Source organism: Microcoleus sp. B3-D2, assembly GCF_036705345.1.
Classification (GTDB): Bacteria; Cyanobacteriota; Cyanobacteriia; order Cyanobacteriales; family Microcoleaceae; genus Microcoleus.
This window is the reverse complement of record NZ_JAUBUG010000013.1, coordinates 60,185-77,745: the sequence shown is the minus strand read 5'-3', so window position 1 is coordinate 77,745 and position 17,561 is coordinate 60,185. Positions and strand designations below refer to the sequence as shown.

Here is a 17,561-nt window from a genome sequence, read left to right as displayed (position 1 = left end):
TAGAGATATTGGTGTTGATACAAAGGTTATCTGCTGCCCCTGAACACGACCGTTACCAAACTTCAAGAACAACTTTCTCTTGCTGATGCCGAAGTCATTTTGAGACGCTTGCCAGAACGAATTCAAGCGGCTTCGATCGCGCGTGCTGCCGAAATTGAAGATCCGATCGCAGCGGCGATCGAAATGGCGCTCGCCAATTTTCTCGACACAGAAGCATTAGGTTTCGTAGATTGCAAACCAGGACGCGGGCAGTAAAATCGAGAAGTCCCAGGCGATGAAGTTCGAGATAAGGTGAAAGCCCGATCGCTAAAATGATGAATAGATGTTGCTGCCAAGATAACCAGGACCACCATCACCCTCAACCTCTCTCCCGAACTCGAACACCAGATCCGCACAGAAGCAGCTAGACAGGGCGTTGAACCAGATCGCTACATCCTCAACGCCCTGCAAGAACGCCTCCAGCCTAGACTTCCAACCACCCAACCTACTGAAGCCGACTTGCTGCAACAAATTAACATCGGCTTTAGTGCACAAACCTGGGAAGAATACCATGCCCTCATCGCCAAGCGTCATGCCGAAACCCTGACTCCCGAAGAACACAAGCAACTGATCCAAATGAGCGATCGCCTTGAACAACTCAATGTTGCCCGCATTCAAGCCTTAATTCAACTCGCAACCTTCCGCAACCAACCTCTGACGGAGCTCATGCAAACCCTCGGCATCAATCCTCATCCCGAGATCGTGGATTATGCCTGAATTCCGCCTCACACAGCAGCAATGACAATTCATTAAACAACGCGCCAATGGTTGCTGCGAGTATTGTCTCAGTCAAGCTAAATTCTCTCCAGACCCCTTCTCCATTGAACACATTATCCCTCGCTCCAAAGGTGGCACCAGTGATTTGGATAATCTGGCGATCGCTTGTCAAGGGTGCAACAACTTCAAATACAGTCATAGTGAGGCGATCGACCCCGTTACAGGTGGCTCCGTCCCACTTTATCATCCTCGACGGGATAACTGGAGCGAACACTTTACTTGGAGCAGCGATTCGACTCAAATGTTGGGCTTAACACCAACTGGACGCGCTACCATCGATCGGCTGCAACTCAACCGAGAAGGAGTAGTCAATCTTCGAGGAGTTCTGCATTCTATCGCTCTACATCCACCTCACAATGATTCGTAATTGAATATCCGATCGCAGCGGCGATCGAAATGGCGATCGCCAGTTTTCTCGACACAGAAGTATTAGGTTTCGTAGATTGCAAACCTGGACGCGGGCAGTAAAACCGAGAAGAGGTGTCAAAGTTTACGGTATACTTCGTTAACGCACCCTACAAGAGCAGCGATCTATCTCTCTACCTCACGTTAAGCTAGAAACAGACAACAGAGAGCCAACCTACGCCAAAGGTTAATATCAATGGTTGCGATCGCCCAAAAAACCCTTTCCTTCGAGGAATTTCTCAACTGGGATGACGACTCCGGTAGGTCATTCGAGCTAGTCAATGGAGTTGCCATGCCCCTGAGTGAACCCACAGCCAAACATGAGGATGTCGTCGATGGTTTATGTCGTCTCTTGGTAGATCATTGCCAATCCTTGAACCTTCTCTACGTTCCTCGACAAAGTAAACAAGTCAGATTGAACGCTGCCCCGGGCGAAAGTGAATCGAGTCGTAAAGCCGACATTGTGGTGTTTGCCAAGGAAGAATGGGTCAGAATGCGTCAAAGTTCTGCCTCTGCTGCTGCCTATATTCCACCTCCCTTGGTGATCGAAGTTGTCAGTACGAATTGGCGGGATGATTACCGCATCAAATTGAATGAGTATGAAACTTTAGGAATCCTGGAGTATTGGATCGTTGATTATGCAGGGTTGGGAGGCGTTCAGTATATTGGTTCTCCAAAACAGTCTACGGTGACTATCAACCGCTTAATCGATGGTGAATATCAGGCACAGCGATATCAAGGACAAGCCATTATTGTTTCTCCAACGTTTCCTCAGTTGGTATTAACTATCGCTCAAATCGTTGCGATGACACAAGTTTAGTGTTGGTAAATTATTAGACTTGCAATTGTTAGTTGACGAACTGTACGAGCAATTGGGATACAATTATTTCATCGATTACGATAGCAATCCACCATCCCCTTGCTTAAAGTCAGAGATAACGCAGGTTTTGTAAATTGATGGGCGATCGCTATTATTTTAACTTGACTGAGATTCTCAGAAACCGGGTTTTTGACCAAATCTACGGGCGGCAACGAAATATCTTCCTCAAAAACCCGGTTTCTAAACCCCCAAATTAATTCGACTGAATTTGCGAATTCAAAACCTTAGAAATTCGATCGCGTGTTTCCTCCAAATGAGCCCGCGTATAAGCATCAGCCTTCCGATCCAAATTCCGAATACTCTTGCTCAAACCCTCCCGCAACTGCCGCAACTCGTACCAAGCCAAACTCCGCGCATCCTCTGGAACATTCGTTTTTCGCAGCACCATTCCGATCAAAATCGCCAAATGTTCCCGCTGCAAAGAACGCCGAAAATTTGAAATTTGCATCTTCTTTTCCGGCTGCAAAACCTCTTGCCAGATATCCTTTTGCACAGTATCCAACACTTCCGGCAACCTCAAAGCAGTTTCCGGCGTCGATTTTAACTCCGCATCCCGCAGCCTCGCCAGCCGCGTCGGAGATAGCAAAACTCGCAACACAAACCGCTGCAAAAAAGTAATTCGATCGCCGATCGGGTAATCTAGAGGAAACACCAAAGCCGGACTCCCCCAGTGATCCCAGCGCGAAGGTGCCAATTTGTTGAGCAATTCCGGCGCAAAACTAAACGCATCCGGGGCAAAAACGTACTTCTCTAATGTTGCTAAAGCTTCTCGCTGCTGAGAAAGTTCGATCGGCACAAACGGCAACTTCGCATTAGTATCTCCAGGGCGAATCCGGTTAAACGACTGCCCGCCGACGTACAAAGTAGCATTCATCACCTGCTGAACATAATACCCGAACACCGAATCAAACATCACCCGCAGTTCGTTATAACCGTCTTCCCCAACCGGCATTCGCTTTTCTAAACGCTTCCACATCGCCCTAGCATTATCCAATTGCCATTGCGAATACCTCAGCATATTAGCGCTGAGATCGAAAGTATTTGCAGCCGGATCGAGAATATCAACAGAATCCTCATCCGCCGCGTAAGCTAATTGCTGTTGGGCACCGCGGCTGGCAATTTGTTGCAGCGCTGGTAAGTCGCTGTTGGGGTTTGGGCCGCCAATCACCTTGTAACCGTACTCGATCGCCCAATCGTCATAAGGCCCTACAATCGTTGGAAAATAGTCGCCCTGCACAGTTCCCTGCGGTGCCAAATTAATCGGCACATAATCCATCACCGACGCCACCATACCTTGCGTGCGAGTTACCTGAGTATTGTTCAAATCCTCCGGTTGCAGCATCGTACTCCCGTGAAAATTGTGCCTCAAACCGAGAGTATGACCGACTTCGTGGGTAGTCAAAAATCGGATAAATTCATTCACATAATTGTCAATCGTCCCACTGCTAGGCGCTGCATTTTCCAACAGTGACCTCGACATTGCCCCGATCGCAAACTGCCGGCTCGATTCCAACCCAAAACACATATCCGAACTCGACATCAACCGCGATAAAGGCGAGCGTTTTTGCTCTTGGTATCTTTCTACCAAAGTCGGCAAATCATCAGCAATTCCACCTCGATCATTTTCCCCGCTGCTTTTTCCTATATCCCCATTTTCTAACAGATTCAAATAGCGAGAATACATCCCGAACTGACAGGGATTAGTATTAGAACCGTTTCGCCCTTGAAAACTCTTAGATACCGAGCGATTTTGTTCCACCAAAGACCGATAGCCTTGTTTGATTTGCCAGACAATATTAGCATCCAACAGAATGTCAGCATCTAAAATTTGCCCCGTCAGCGGGTTAGTGCGAGACGGCCCGATGCCGGCAAACTGAGGATCAAAAGAACTCGACCAGCGAATAGTATTGTAGCGAACGTCAGCCGGGTCCCATTTAGCATTGTCCGGCATTTGTTTGACCTGAATGGCCTCAGTAAAACCTGCCTTTTCAAAAGCTTTGTTCCACTCCAAAACGCCCTCGCGAATTGCGTTTCGGTATTCGGGAGGCACATTATTTTCAATCCAAAACACGATCGGCTGCACCGGAGGCGACATCGGCGCCGTCGGGATTTGCTTTTGCAAATGCCAGCGGTTGATATAGCGCACAAAAGGCTCGCGGGCGCTCTTGTCAGAAAAGTCCTTATATGCTGTGAGGAAATAGCCCACTCGCTCATCCGCAAGTCTGGGGCGGTAGCCGTTATTTAGCGGGACTTCCGAGAAACTGTAGTGAATGCGGAGGTTAAAAGCCCGACTGTCAGGAACCGAAGGTAAATAGTTAACCGCACTGTCATCATCGCTAGAAAAACCGTAAATAGAAGCAATTTCCACATTCAGCGGAAACGCTTTAACATCTTTAAAATAAGACTTGTCTTCATCGATCGAGTAAGAAGCGCCCAAAATCATCGGCAAAATCGCTTTTACCCCTGGTAAATCCCGCTTTTCACTCATCAGCAAATCGCCTAAATCGATCAGCAGAGTTTGTCTTTGCGAATGAATGCTTTTGAGCGGCAAAGAATAGAGAATCGACTCGCTAAATCCCCGTTCTACCGAACCTGCTTGCGGGTCGCCCGGACTTGTGCGAAAATTGATATTAGGAATCACAAACTGCACGTTATTTTGGACGCGCCGCAGTTGAAACAAGAAATCGCCGATCGGCATTCCGCTCAAAATGCCCGCTTCCCCCAAACCAGATGCCAATGTCACAAAGCACAGGAACTTTTTGTCGAGTTGTTGCGGTTTAATCTCCAGATATACTTTATCAGTTGCTTGATTGCGGTAAAGAGTAAATAGTCCCTCTAACTTTTGTGCGCCTTGGACAACCTGTTCAAAGGGTGCCAGAGTTTGCTGTTCGCTACTTTGTTCGTTGCTGGGCGGCCCAGAGGATAAAGCTAAAGGTAACCAGAAACCTTTATACAAACTGAAACAGAAAAATGCTAAAGATAAGATAAAAAATATCAAAGGCAGATTTTTTCTCGGAATTTTTATCTGTTGATTTTTGCTATTTTCAGGAAATATCAATCTTTTCATTTTCAGTATTTAGCCGCCGGAAAGAATAGTTTTGAGATAGTCGCGCCGCACTCGCAACGCTGGGAGCATCTAACTTCTAAAATAGCTCAAAACTCAAAAGTCAAAACTACTGTTTCGCCGGCCAGGGAATCATGGGATCTTGAGCCAACCGCTTAGAAACTGCAATAGCACCGTAACGGTTGAGGTGGCTGGGGTCGGAAAAAGATTCCCGCGCCTGGGGCCACAGTAAACTATTATCTAGGAAAATTAGTCCGCTTTGGGCTGCTAATTCTTGCATATATTGCCGGAATTCTTGTTCGTAACCTGTCCGCACCGGGTCTAAATAATCTTCAGTCAGAGGCATATTCACAAACACGAGATTGATGTTGCGAACCTTGGTAAATTCGATCAAATTTTTGAGTGCTAGAGCTTGTTCGCCTATCAATTTAAAATTTTGATAGTCGGAGTCGTAATAACCAGATACTTTCGGGTGCTTCTGAAAGTAAGTCTCGGGATTGAAGCGGATATCGATCGGCAAAAAGCCATTTGGTTGAAACTCGCTGACGGGTTTACTCGCAGCAGTTGGCTGGGCATTTTCCGTTGTTTGTTCACCCAGGGCTGCGGTTTGGGGGCTGTCAGTTGCAGCAGGGGCTGATGGATTAACGATCGATCGCAAAAACCCTTTGAGTCGATCGCGCTTTTTGTAAATTGCAGAACCCTCAACCAACTTTTTACTCACCAATTGCTGAACGTTAGCTTGAGTTTGTCCCAAATTGTTCACCAATTCAGTCGCAGTCGCCACCGGATTGTTGGCGCTTGCGTTCGATGTTTCGGCTTCTAATTGATTGGTGCGGATCAGAAAACTACCCCGGCTCAATTGCCTGTAACCTTCCGAAGAAGCGATCGCACTAAAAGTCAAATCCGGCCGCCCGCTGTTGAGAGCCCTCGCCCCGTCCGCCAACACCAGCAATTTCGGCAGTTGTTGCGGCGGCAAAATCCGGCGGATGAGCGAATCTACAACCTGGAGAGTAGCTCCATTAACCCCAAAATTGTAAGCCCTCAGCCCCGGGTAGCCCGAAGCTGCCAAAGCTGTTTCCAAAACCGCCGGGTCGATGCCCCGCAGCGCCCTCGAACTACCGACAATTAAAATATCCGGCGGTTTTTTGTGCAAGTGGATGTACTCTTGATAGCGCGCTATCTGCTCGTCAAGCTGCTGGCTCCTCAAAGTTGGGAACACCGCAGGAGCAGAAACATCAGCTACAGGAACGCTAGTATTTCCCGGTTTCGTAAACCCAGAGCCATTGAAAGCCTCTTGCTGGTTCGCGGGCGGCGACGGCTGCAACGGAATTTGAGGCAAATTTACCTCATCAGCAGGGGGAACGGGGTTCGGGGTTTCGTTCGGAAGTGGGGCTGTAACGTCGTCCACAGCCTTGGGAGAGGGATTTTGACAATTTGGGCCCTTACAAACTTCCGAGGCGCTAGGAGCTTGACTGACCGTCGCCGATTGCAGAAATAGACCGAGGAGCCAATCGGTATTGAAAGTCAGCAGACAGCCGGCGATCGCCCAAATCAAAGCCATTCCCGCCGCGCGATCGGCTCTCACGCCTCCCGGCGCAGCAGCATTCGTTGACAAACCATCGTTGGGAACAAACAAACCCGAAGCGACAAGCGGTTGCACCGCAGCTTGAACTAACTGCTCGCCCAGATTGTATCCCGGGAGTCTGATTTTGAAGCGGGGCCGCCAGGAGTTGGGCGTCGGAGCATCGAACACCAAATTGTCGCCCAAACCCGAAAAAGCCCCCTCATCCGCCGGCGCAAACTCCGGCACTGGTTCCTTTTCCAACACAGCCAGTTGCGAGGGAGCCGGTGCGGGTGCCGCTGCTGATTCCTCGTCAACCGCCGTTCTGAGGTCAATTGCGTAGCGCCACAGCGGCACTTTCTGGCCCGCGCGGCGTCCGTAGACTCGCACCCCTGACACTCCCGGAATTTGTAACTGCCGCAAAAATTTAGCCACCGGCGGCCCGACCTTCGACTGAGAAGGGCAAGTCAGAGCTTCAGTCATGACGTGCAGCACGTCGGCTTTTTGCAGCACGACCGCCCGAATCCCTCCTGTTTCCAGCTTGCGCCTGAGACTGGGGTTGAGCAACCTGTTCAATAAAAAAGTCAAAGCCAATTGGTCGCCCTCAGCAGCCAGCGTTCTGGTGCTCGCAGCCAAGTCGGGATGGTGGGCAGCAGGCAAGTCCACCCAGTCTATCCACACCGGAGACTCCGGCGCCGCCTGAGAGTCCTTGGCTGGTTCTACGCCGTAGATAGTAGCTGCGCGGATGCCTTGGGGTGCGAAGGAAGCCAACAAAGGGGCGATCGTGTCGGTGGTTTGCTGCTTGTCGGGGTATTCTTGGCGTTTAGTCTTTTGTCCTTTTTTGGCAGTTTTGCTGCAAAACAGGTGGAGGGTTGCTTCTTTGAGGGTGGCCCGCACTTCGACTCTCGATGCTGCCAAGTGTTGGTTTAGCAGTTTGGCGATCGCAGGTACGTCTCCCCACCTGGCCCATTCCTTGAGAATTTTGTCCGGCGAAGTCAAATCCACCCGCAGCACCCAGTCCGGCTTCGCTTCGCCGCTGACTTGGCTGCCGATTAATGCTTCCCGGAAATCCTCTAGTTGCAGTTTCCGCAGCCTGCCGGCGATGGGTTCTGCCAGCAAGGAAGGGTCGGGGCTGTAAGCTGACTCGCACAGCACCAGCAGCCGGCGTTCCTTGGGCTTGATATTTTCCGGCGCCTGAGCCGGCAGGTTTTCCCGGTTGCTTTTGAGTTCTTTTTCGCGAATGCTTACTTTCACCGAAACTCCCATCGGCCCGAGGATTTCGCTGAGATAGCTGGCGATCGCATCTGGATAGCCCCGGCGCGCCAACGTTTCCGGCGAAACCGTCAATGTTCCACCGCGATCGCCCTCGCCTGAGTCAGCTTCGGGGGATTGAATCAAAGCCACCGCGCCACGGTTCGCTTTCTGCTGCGGGGGAACGGCGGAACTAAAAGCTTCCCGCGTCGCAGCAGCCGAAGTGTCGATCGTCACGGCGGAAGTTTCAAAAACTTCTGGGTATTGAATCCGGGAGGCGACGGGCAGACTTTCGGCGTCAAAATCCAGTTCTTCCCGTACTTGCGGCGGGTGGGTCGATGTTTTTACAGCCTCTGGTGTCTGTTTGAGTTTGTGATTTTGATTCTTAAATTGGTCGAAAAATCCGCCTCTTTTAGGGCTGGCTGGCGGTTCGTCGGGGGAACTCGCTGGCGGCGGCACTTCGGCAACTTTTGGTTCCGGTTGCTGTGGCTGTGGCTGCTGCTGTCGCTGCGGACTGCTGCAATCGAGCCGGACTGTCCAGTCATTTTGTCGGGAACCGATTTTGCGACCGCACAGAAACAACTGGTAAATTTTAGGTCGATCGGGCAGCAGTCGCGTTAAATCAGTGTGTTCGAGGGCGTTGGTAAATCTCGCCGTCACCAATTCTTGAGACGGGCACTGCGCTGCTTCGCACAAAATGTGCAGGTGATTTCCCCGCAAACGCGCTTGTACTTGAACTTCGGGAAGCCCTAAAGCTTCCCCGGCCCACTGCGACGCGCTCGATCGATTGTCTGCCAATATGCTCCCGTTCGCATTCAACATGAAACTCTAAATTTTGCCAAAGCTGGTTTTGTTTTCTAGAAATAGCACAGTTACAGATTTTACAGACAATTATTTGATTTGCCGAGCCTAACCGTTTTGTCTGGTTTAAGCCATGCTGGACTTAGTGTCTTGCCTTGTATCCCCTCGGCTTCGAGCCGTTGGGGAATATTTTTTTGATAATACCTCGACATTTTGGCACAGATAGGTCCAACTTAAGCCAAGTAACAAGTTATTCGTCATTAGTCATATCGTTTCCGTTTGCATCCGAATAATAATTAGACCTCTCTCATAATTCTTGTGGAACAGGCATCCTGACTGTTCAAGACTGGCTTTTCGGGAAATGTCTATTATTTTCCGACTGTAGTGCTGTGGTTTCGTCATGCTCCGCGGAGAGAGTCGCAGGATCGATATAATTCGGGGAGCATCCCGATTTTATACAAAGCGTTTTTTCCGAGTCCGAGCTTATGATCTCGCGAGAAGATATTTATAGACTTGGCTGCGCGGGGACGATCGCTTGCAGGATATCATTCGGATATCACCGGATTTGATATCAGAAGTCATTAGTCAGAAGGCAGCGGTCAAGATGATTATTTGCCTTGTAAACTGAGGATTACGGATTGACACAGGAGAAATTTATGCCGTCGGAAAACCAAGACTTGCTCAAAACTAAAACACCTAACAGTCCAAAGTTGCCAGTTCCCTCAGACATTTTATTGAGCTTGGTCGCCTTACCCATGCTGGGCGGGTTGGTGGTGGCTAAAGCTGCTGCTGAGTTTGTTGCGTCGATCGGCGTTGAAAGCGAAGAAGTCTTTCGGGGTTCGCGCCTCCCCGTGCTCAACTTTCCTCAATCACACGACTAGAAAGCCCAAGGAAGGATGCTGCAGCTAGAAGTTTAATTTTTTGACCCCGCCTAAAAACGGATACGGTGCCACGTACTCCTGTCGTGGAGAGATAAAAATTTTCGACCCTAGTTCAACTTCCCAGATTTATCTTTGGAGTAAATCTAAAATTGTTCGACTGAGCGCGACTCAACTGACCGCTCGCCGAACCTCTCAGGCTGAGCGTCTAAAATCTAAAATCGCAAGTCAACAGATATGAAAGCTTGACAATAGGTACAATCTGTGGCCTAAGAATTAATCTTTCCTTATACTTTGTACATAAGTGCCTTCTACTTTCTACGTTGCAAGAAGTTGTCTCAAATTTGACTGCAAACAAAAGTGTTTTAGGCGAAACTAAACCATACAATTTTCTTGACACCCGCAGCTATTGAGGAACAGCCCGATGAGTTCAGTCCTCCAGTCTTCAGAACAGGCTATTGATGCAACATCTATTTCCCATTCTCCCGCTTACTCAAAATCAGACCTGTTTCTGCGCAATCGCCTCAAAGTAGTAGAGGACTTGTGGGAATCGGTGCTGCGACAGGAGTGCGGGCAGGAATTGGTGGATTTGCTCCAACAAATGCGATCGGTCAATTCCGCTGAGGGACAAGCCACTCACTTTCGCGACTCGAATGTCGTACAGCTAATCGAAAAGCTCGACCTTAACGCCGCCATCCGCGCGGCTCGGGCTTTTGCACTGTATTTCCAGTTAATCAACATTGTCGAACAGCACTACGAACAGCGAGACCAACAGCTAGCTTACGCTAGCAGCAACGACGCTGGGGGGCGGATGTTTTCTAAGCTGCCAGGACAAGCAACGGATGCCCCCGATCGCCCGCGGCACAGGGAAGGCCCAAGCCCCGCCCAAACAGCTCTGACCAATGCAGACAGCAGCGAGACGATCGCCCGAGATGCCGGCACTTTTCACCAACTGTTCCCGATGCTGCTGCGCTTGAACGTGCCGAGCCAGCAAATTCAGCGCTTGATCGATCAGTTGGACATCCGCTTGGTATTCACCGCTCACCCGACGGAAATTGTCCGCCACACGATCCGCACCAAGCAGCGGCGGATGGCGAAGATTCTCCAACAGCTAGACCAAGTTGACGAGAAATTTCAGGTGATCGGGGCCGACTCTCCAAGCCCCTATCCGGTGTCTTGCTGGGAAGCGGCGGCTCTCCAAGAGCAACTGATGGAAGAAATTCGCCTCTGGTGGCGCACTGACGAACTGCACCAGTTCAAGCCGACTGTGCTTGACGAGGTGGAGTACACTCTGCACTACTTTGATGAAGTCTTGTTTGATGCAATTCCAGAACTCTACCACCGACTCAAGCAAGCGCTGCACGCTTCTTATCCTTACCTGAAACCGCCGAGTTACAATTTTTGCAAATTCGGTTCTTGGGTAGGTTCCGACAGAGACGGCAATCCTTCTGTGACTCCGAAAGTTACTTGGCAAACCGCTTGCTATCAGCGCCATTTGGTGCTGTGTAAGTACATCAACGCCGTGAAGCGGCTGAACGAACTTTTGAGTTTGTCGCTGCACTGGAGCGACGTGCTGCCGGAATTGCTGGAATCTCTCGATCGCGACAAATCGGAATTCCCGGAGGTTTACGAACAATGGGCAATCCGCTACCGCCAAGAACCTTATCGGTTGAAGCTGGCCTACGTGCTGCAGCGACTGGAAAATACGCGCGATCGCAATTGGCGGCTCTACAAAGGAGACGAGTTGCAGCGGGAGCGCGAAGCTTTGTCAGAAAATCCCGGAATGACCGGCCTTTATCGATCGGGCGCTGAGTTTTTGACCGAGCTCAAGCTCATCGAACGCAATTTAGTGGAAACAGGTTTGAGCTGTCGGGACTTGGAAAATCTGCTCTGCCAAGTAGAAATTTACGGATTTAATTTGGCTTACCTAGATATCCGCCAAGAGTCAACAGTACACTCTGACGCTTTGAGCGAAATTGCTGAATACTTGCAAATTTTGCCCAAGTCTTACAATCAAATGTCGGAAGGCGATCGAGTTATTTGGCTGGCAACGGAACTGCAAACTCGCCGCCCTTTAATTCCAGCAGAATTGCCCTTTTCTCCCAAAACTTGCGAGACGATCAATACCTTTCGGATATTGCGGCAAATGCACCAGGAGTTTGGCCCGGAAATTTGCCAAACTTACGTCATCAGCATGAGCCACGATGTCAGCGATTTACTGGCGGTTTTGCTGTTAGCAAAAGAAGCCGGACTTTACGATCCGGCGACAGGAATTAGCAGCATTCAAGTAGTTCCCCTGTTTGAAACTGTGGAAGATTTGAAAAAAGCGCCGGAAGTAATGCAAAAAATCTTTGATCTGCCTCTTTATCGAGCTTTGCTAATAGGAGGATACGCGCAGGAAGTAGCGGAAAAAAGCGAAGAAAATATCCAATGTCCAATCGACACTCTCAAATTGCAAGAGGTGATGCTGGGCTATTCGGACAGCAATAAAGATTCTGGTTTCCTCAGCAGCAATTGGGAAATCCACAAAGCTCAAAAGGCTTTGCAAATGGTTGCGGAAAAATACAATGTAGAGTTGCGGATTTTTCACGGCCGAGGCGGTTCTGTAGGGCGCGGCGGCGGGCCTGCTTACAAGGCAATTTTGGCTCAGCCTGGAAAGAGTATTAGCGGGCGAATTAAGATTACCGAACAAGGCGAGGTTTTGGCTTCTAAATATTCTTTGCCGGAGTTGGCGCTTTACAATTTGGAAACTGTGGCGGCGGCGGTAATTCAAGCTAGTTTGCTGCACACTGGTTTTGATGGCATCGACCCTTGGAATGAGATTATGGAGGAGTTGTCGGTGAGATCGCGATCGCACTACCGCCATTTAATCTACGAACAGCCGGATTTAGTTGATTTCTTCCACCAAGTTACCCCGATTCAAGAAATCAGCCAGTTGCAAATTAGTTCTCGCCCGGCCCGTCGCGGTGGCAAAAAAGACATCAGCGGTTTGCGAGCAATTCCGTGGGTGTTTAGCTGGACTCAAAGCCGCTTTTTGCTGCCTTCTTGGTACGGTGTCGGCACAGCTTTGCAAGAGTTTTTGCTGGAGGAACCGGAAGAACACATGAAACTTTTGCAGTATTTCTACTTGAAGTGGCCATTTTTTAGAATGGTAATTTCTAAGGTGGAAATGACTTTATCTAAGGTGGATTTGCAGATTGCAGAACATTACGTGCAGGAGTTAGCTTTGCCTGCTGATAAGGAGCGGTTTAAGGCTTTATTCGAGCAAATTGCTGCCGAATTTCACTTGATTCGCGATTTGGTTTTAACGATTACTGGACACCAACGTTTGTTGGACGAAGATCCGGCATTGCAGCGATCGGTGCAGTTGCGAAATGCGACGATTGTGCCTTTGGGTTTGTTGCAGGTTTCGCTGCTGAAACGTTTGCGGCAGCACGGTAGTGGCGGGGTTCCGGGGGTGATTCACTCGCGTTACAGCAAGGGTGAATTGTTGCGGGGAGCTCTGCTGACGATTAATGGAATTGCTGCTGGGATGCGGAATACCGGCTAAGGAAATAGTTTTGAGTTTTGAATTCGTGGTGAGGTGCGCCTAGCGCACCTTGCTACTGGTAGTTTCAGAATTCAGGCGATCGCCCATTGTAGTCACAGCCATAGAAAACTGTTCGCTATCCTAGCTGAGATTTTTTATGTCTAAACGCAAACAGTCTGAAGGTTGTCGCCCGATGCTGCGGCGCACTTTTTTATTTTTAACGGGCATAGCTTTGGCGCGGGTTGCGGCTGACTATTTTGCGATCGCCCAAAACCGAGATAGTTTCTTGACTCTCATGGGTCAACTGTGGCAAAAGTCACTCGCTTTTTTATCCAGTATACAATCCAATCAAACTCCTCAACCTCTGCCTAGTAATTCCACTCTAAAATCCGCGAAAACTCCTCAAACTCGGCCCAGCAATCCCATCGTTAAATCGCCGGAAACTCCTCAACCAAAGGCCGCGAATTCTCCTTTTGTGAAGTCTCAAACTCAAGTTATTAGACGTTCCGCTAATCAAGCAAAACCTGTACAACTCAGCAGTCAAAATCTAGCTGGCGCAAGTTTTTATCTGACAACTATTGACCTCGCCGACCCAGAAATTTATATCACAATTGGGTTAGCTAATAATGCAGACTTTGCAAATACTTCAAAAGTAACGCGGGGTGACGAAGCTTTTGAAAATATGGTGTCGCGTTACCGGGCTGCTGTTGTTGCTAACGGGACTTTTTTTGGTAAAGATGAGCAGAAATCTGTACTGGGAAATATGGTGGCGGCGGGTAAGTTTCTGAAATACAGCCGATGGGAAAATTACGGCACGACTTTGGGGATTAAAGCGGGAAATCAATTGGAAATGGTGACTGCTAGAACTGAAGGTAAGCCGGATTGGAGTCAACATTGGTTTTCTCTGACTTGCGGGCCGAGATTGGTTAAAGGGGGGAAAGTTTGGCTGTCTCCTTTATCGGAAGGTTTTAAAGATTCTCATGTTTTGGGTGTGGGTTCGAGAACGGCGATCGGCTTTCCAGCTTCCAGAGATAAGTTATTTTTGGTGACTTTTCTTGATAGTTTGTCTTTGGAAGCAGAAGCTAAGGTTATGCAGGCGATCGGCTGTTTTGAAGCGATGAATTTGGACGGGGGCGCTTCGGTGGGTTTGGCTCATCAAGGGCAGATTTTATTGCCACCGGGTCGGAATTTGACGAATGTGCTGGTGGTTTACGATCGCGAAAATCGAGCGCCGGCTCAGTTAAAGGAGTCCTGGGAACGCTTTCAAAAGGGATCTCGACCTTCCCCCAATCCGTCCGTTTTTTTTGATTGATCTAGCAGAAGGAAGTTCGGCTTCCGTTGCACGCGATCGGGATGTAACGGATGGAAGAAAGAAGTCCGATGGAAGTCGGAATCGAGGGAGCATCTCGATTTTGGGTAGTGCTCCCGAGGGAAGGATGAGAGAATTAGAGACAATGCTATAACCAGTGCTGGGGATACGTCCTTTCTGCCGCTAAATTATTAAAGATGACGGCGCACAAGACCAAAATTATTGAGCCCTCAAAAGCAGGTGTTAGCAAAAATTTCCAGTCGGGTTTGGTCATCATAACGACTAAGGCAACTGCTCCCGAAGGCGGATGTAGAGTTCGCGTAATCTGCATAATTCCGATCGCACTAGAAACAGCCATTCCCATCGCCCAGGGAGAAGAACCGAGAAAATGCACAATCATTAAACTGGTGAGAGCAGCTAAGAAATTGCCCCCAATGACATTCCGGGGTTGAGCCAAAGGGCTGTCAGGGACACCAAAGATCAGAACGCTTGTAGCGCCAAACGGAGCCATTAGTAAAGGAGTATTAGTTTTTAGAGCAAGATAGGACGTTGCAGTAATTGCCAAAAAACTGCCAATCAAACTCCAAAAAATATGCCGAGGATGAGGTCTGTCTATTGGGCAGGTCAATGGACACGATCGCCATCTCCCAAAGGTTTTAAACCAATAACTTTCCCATTTCAGTCGAATTTTTTTACTGTCAATCATAAATTAGGTTACTTGATAACCACGCTTCTTAAATTGTCTGAACTAACCTCCGGTAAAGTTAAGATATCATAACAATTGCTCAAAAAGTAGCTAAAGGCACAGATTTTTTACTTCTATGCCACTCAAGCAGCAGCTAACCACTCGCTTGGAACCCACTAGCAAGTTTGGTCGGTTTTGCAACAGACTTTATCGGCAGTCGCACAACTTCACCGTTAGCCGTCAGAGTTATTGATGAGGGTAAAGCCAGAGGTTACTTGTAAGGTGCGATGCCCAGTAAGCATAAATTGAAAGATCGCACCCACACTTTGGATAAGTCTCTAGTAGAATGCGATCGCCGTTTTCTGGTTAGTGCGATCTTCTCGCTCGCACTCGGATATAATTACGAACTTAATCTTGGTTACGGAGAGTTTTGCCACTCGGCGGTAAGCTTGCGGAAATTGTATTGAGACGCGCCGGGGTGACAAGTAACGCAACTGCTGATATTTGCGGGTTGTGGCAGTTTTACTTTAGGGTGCAGTGCTTTGAAATAGCGAGAACTGGCGACTCGGTAGGCGAGTTCTTCGTCTTTTGCTTGGGGACGGGAAAAAGTTTGCAGGTAGTTCCAGACTAGCAGGCGGGGCGGGTCTACTAGCAGTTGGATGGTTTGTCCGTAGTGTTGGGAATCTTGCAGCAAGCGGCGCCAAGTTTCTGTAGGTAATACTTGCGGCGGTAAAGCGATGTGACAGGTGGCGCAGTTTTCTAGGTACAGTTGCTGTCCGAGTTGGTAGCGTTCGGGAATGCGATCGACCGTACCAGTATCCTCGATCGAAGACACCTGAGCAAGTCGCGCGGGAGTGCGAGAGTAGGCAGTCTGAGCTGCAACCCATCCGCCACAGGTACAGCAGATAATTATCAACACTAGCAACGTTGAGTAAAGCCCCCGCAAGCCTACTCTGCGACGTTTGCGGGGTTTTTCCTGTTTCATAATTCTGAATTTATTTTTGGTTAAATCACTGGTATGCTCATGCCTTCGCGGGCTAAGCAGGCATTAGCGAACGTTGCCTGCACCTCTGCTTCGACTCGATCGAGAAAATTGTCGTCGTGGCCCGGATCGTGGTGAAACATCACGATTTTTTTGACTCCAGCAGCTTTCGCTATTTCTACTCCTGCTTGCCAAGTCGAGTGTCCCCAGCCGACTTTCGGGGTTTTGAAGTTGTAATACTCTTCGTTGGTGTAGTTGGCGTCGTAAATCAGCACGTCGGCGTTGCGAGCTAGGTGTACCACGTTCTCGTCGAGGCGATCGGGAAAATGTTCTGTATCGGTGCAGTAGACGGCCGTGTGTCCCTCCCAGGTGACTCGATATCCGATCGCCGTATTAGGATGGTTGAGCAGTGCTGTTTCTATTTTCACATCGTCGAGTTCGAGAATATCCCCAGGCGTCAAATCGTTGAATTTGAGGTCTGACTGCATCACTTGGATGGGGACGGGAAAATTGGGGTGCACCATTTGGTCGGCAAGACGGTGTTTGATGGTAGTGCCGTTGGGGGCGATCGCACCGTAAATGTGAAAGCAGTTCCCCGGGATAAAGGCGGGAGTAAAAAACGGAAACCCTTGAATGTGATCCCAGTGAGTATGACTAAAAAACATATGGGCTTCCACTGGCATTTGCCGCAGCAAGTTTAGACCCAGAACTCGCAGGCCCGTACCGCCGTCAAAGATCAGGCGTTTTTTACCCAAGCGCATTTCTACACAGGAGGTGTTACCTCCGTAGCGAAGTGTTTTGGTGCCGGGGGTGGCTATGCTGCCCCGCACGCCCCAAAACTGAACGACAAACTCGGTCAAAGGACTATTTTCCATTGTGGCTTTGCGATCGGAAGGCTGTGGATTGGGTAGAGAGGGTGCGGAATCTGGCATTTTTTTTAGCTTTGGGGACAGGAATTTGGGAGTTGAAATCTTAGTTTTTAGTTTTTAGTTTTTAGTTTTTAGCAATCTGTACTATAATCAAGCGCTTGATCGGGAAACCATCCGAGTGCCTAATACTTGGGCTGTTAGAATTCTCAACCTTACGGGTTGGTGTAGGAGATGTCACCCTTGAGAGATTATTTTTTGCACCCTGCAGGCTGCCCGGCGTTTTCTGTGTTCTGAGATTAAGATAGCGCCGAACAAGAGTCTTAGGGTAAAATTTCCTCAAACTAGAAGGCCATTCTCAGGAGTAGAATTTGCGCTTCATCTTACTCTAGGAGTAGTATTTTTTTCAAGATTGGGGCCGGGGCAGGGTTTTGAGGAATGCCGTTCCGGTGAGTCGGCATTCACGACTGATTTGACATTCTACCCACCTGTTCCTCGACTGCATCCCTAGACGTGCAGCGATCGCCTTAAGTT

At 49.1% G+C, this 17,561-nt stretch carries 12 protein-coding genes; 7 read left to right on the top strand and 5 right to left on the bottom strand.

Annotated elements, in window-relative coordinates:
* Positions 1-99: 99 nt before the first annotated feature.
* The 4 genes from QUB14_RS07615 to QUB14_RS07600 all read left to right on the top strand — a co-directional run bounded on the left by QUB14_RS07615 (position 100) and on the right by QUB14_RS07600 (position 2,041).
* Complete coding sequence (locus QUB14_RS07615; protein ID WP_333216045.1) at positions 100-255, top strand: hypothetical protein; 156 nt, start codon at positions 100-102, stop codon at positions 253-255.
* A gap of 243 nt (positions 256-498) precedes the next feature.
* Entirely contained in the window at positions 499-756 is a 258-nt protein-coding gene (locus QUB14_RS07610) for a hypothetical protein (protein ID WP_333216043.1), read from the top strand.
* A gap of 31 nt (positions 757-787) precedes the next feature.
* Positions 788-1,183: an HNH endonuclease gene (locus tag QUB14_RS07605; protein ID WP_333216104.1), complete on the top strand. Its 396-nt coding sequence runs from the start codon at positions 788-790 to the stop codon at positions 1,181-1,183.
* A 234-nt stretch (positions 1,184-1,417) separates the two neighbouring features.
* Positions 1,418-2,041 carry a Uma2 family endonuclease gene (locus tag QUB14_RS07600; RefSeq protein ID WP_333216041.1) on the top strand — a complete coding sequence of 208 codons (624 nt, stop codon included), beginning with the start codon at positions 1,418-1,420 and terminating at the stop codon, positions 2,039-2,041.
* 253 nt (positions 2,042-2,294) lie between these two features.
* Here QUB14_RS07600 and QUB14_RS07595 read toward each other — a convergent pair whose 3' ends face one another.
* Positions 2,295-5,168 (bottom strand): zinc-dependent metalloprotease, encoded by a 2,874-nt coding sequence (locus QUB14_RS07595; protein WP_333216039.1) that lies wholly within the window; start codon positions 5,166-5,168, stop codon positions 2,295-2,297.
* Between the two features lie 106 nt (positions 5,169-5,274).
* Positions 5,275-8,799, bottom strand: coding sequence for a hypothetical protein (locus QUB14_RS07590; protein WP_333216037.1), 3,525 nt, complete (start codon positions 8,797-8,799; stop codon positions 5,275-5,277).
* A 617-nt stretch (positions 8,800-9,416) separates the two neighbouring features.
* Here QUB14_RS07590 and QUB14_RS07585 point away from each other — a divergent pair.
* The 3 genes from QUB14_RS07585 to QUB14_RS07575 all read left to right on the top strand — a co-directional run bounded on the left by QUB14_RS07585 (position 9,417) and on the right by QUB14_RS07575 (position 14,497).
* Complete coding sequence (locus QUB14_RS07585) at positions 9,417-9,659, top strand: hypothetical protein (protein WP_333216035.1); 243 nt, start codon at positions 9,417-9,419, stop codon at positions 9,657-9,659.
* A gap of 421 nt (positions 9,660-10,080) precedes the next feature.
* Positions 10,081-13,206 (top strand): phosphoenolpyruvate carboxylase, encoded by a 3,126-nt coding sequence (ppc, locus tag QUB14_RS07580; RefSeq protein WP_333216034.1) that lies wholly within the window; start codon positions 10,081-10,083, stop codon positions 13,204-13,206.
* 136 nt (positions 13,207-13,342) lie between these two features.
* Positions 13,343-14,497: a phosphodiester glycosidase family protein gene (locus QUB14_RS07575; RefSeq protein ID WP_333216032.1), complete on the top strand. Its 1,155-nt coding sequence runs from the start codon at positions 13,343-13,345 to the stop codon at positions 14,495-14,497.
* A 145-nt stretch (positions 14,498-14,642) separates the two neighbouring features.
* Here the strand turns inward: QUB14_RS07575 and QUB14_RS07570 are convergent, their stop codons facing one another.
* From QUB14_RS07570 to QUB14_RS07560, 3 genes are all read right to left on the bottom strand, one after another.
* Complete coding sequence (locus QUB14_RS07570) at positions 14,643-15,200, bottom strand: HPP family protein (protein ID WP_190656936.1); 558 nt, start codon at positions 15,198-15,200, stop codon at positions 14,643-14,645.
* Positions 15,201-15,597: 397 nt separating this feature from the next.
* Positions 15,598-16,164, bottom strand: coding sequence for a diheme cytochrome C (locus QUB14_RS07565; protein WP_333216029.1), 567 nt, complete (start codon positions 16,162-16,164; stop codon positions 15,598-15,600).
* A 20-nt stretch (positions 16,165-16,184) separates the two neighbouring features.
* Positions 16,185-17,093: an MBL fold metallo-hydrolase gene (locus QUB14_RS07560; protein ID WP_190693715.1), complete on the bottom strand. Its 909-nt coding sequence runs from the start codon at positions 17,091-17,093 to the stop codon at positions 16,185-16,187.
* Positions 17,094-17,561 lie beyond the last annotated feature (468 nt).

Excerpts from the sequence above, each read along its gene's own strand:
- QUB14_RS07600 (WP_333216041.1), top strand. The coding sequence starts at position 1,418 with ATGGTTGCGATCGCCCAAAAAACCCTTTCCTTCGAGGAATTTCTCAAC.
- QUB14_RS07595 (WP_333216039.1), bottom strand. The coding sequence starts at position 5,168 with ATGAAAAGATTGATATTTCCTGAAAATAGCAAAAATCAACAGATAAAA.
- QUB14_RS07590 (WP_333216037.1), bottom strand. The coding sequence starts at position 8,799 with ATGTTGAATGCGAACGGGAGCATATTGGCAGACAATCGATCGAGCGCG.
- ppc (WP_333216034.1), top strand. The coding sequence starts at position 10,081 with ATGAGTTCAGTCCTCCAGTCTTCAGAACAGGCTATTGATGCAACATCT.
- QUB14_RS07575 (WP_333216032.1), top strand. The coding sequence starts at position 13,343 with ATGTCTAAACGCAAACAGTCTGAAGGTTGTCGCCCGATGCTGCGGCGC.
- QUB14_RS07570 (WP_190656936.1), bottom strand. The coding sequence starts at position 15,200 with ATGATTGACAGTAAAAAAATTCGACTGAAATGGGAAAGTTATTGGTTT.
- QUB14_RS07565 (WP_333216029.1), bottom strand. The coding sequence starts at position 16,164 with ATGAAACAGGAAAAACCCCGCAAACGTCGCAGAGTAGGCTTGCGGGGG.
- QUB14_RS07560 (WP_190693715.1), bottom strand. The coding sequence starts at position 17,093 with ATGCCAGATTCCGCACCCTCTCTACCCAATCCACAGCCTTCCGATCGC.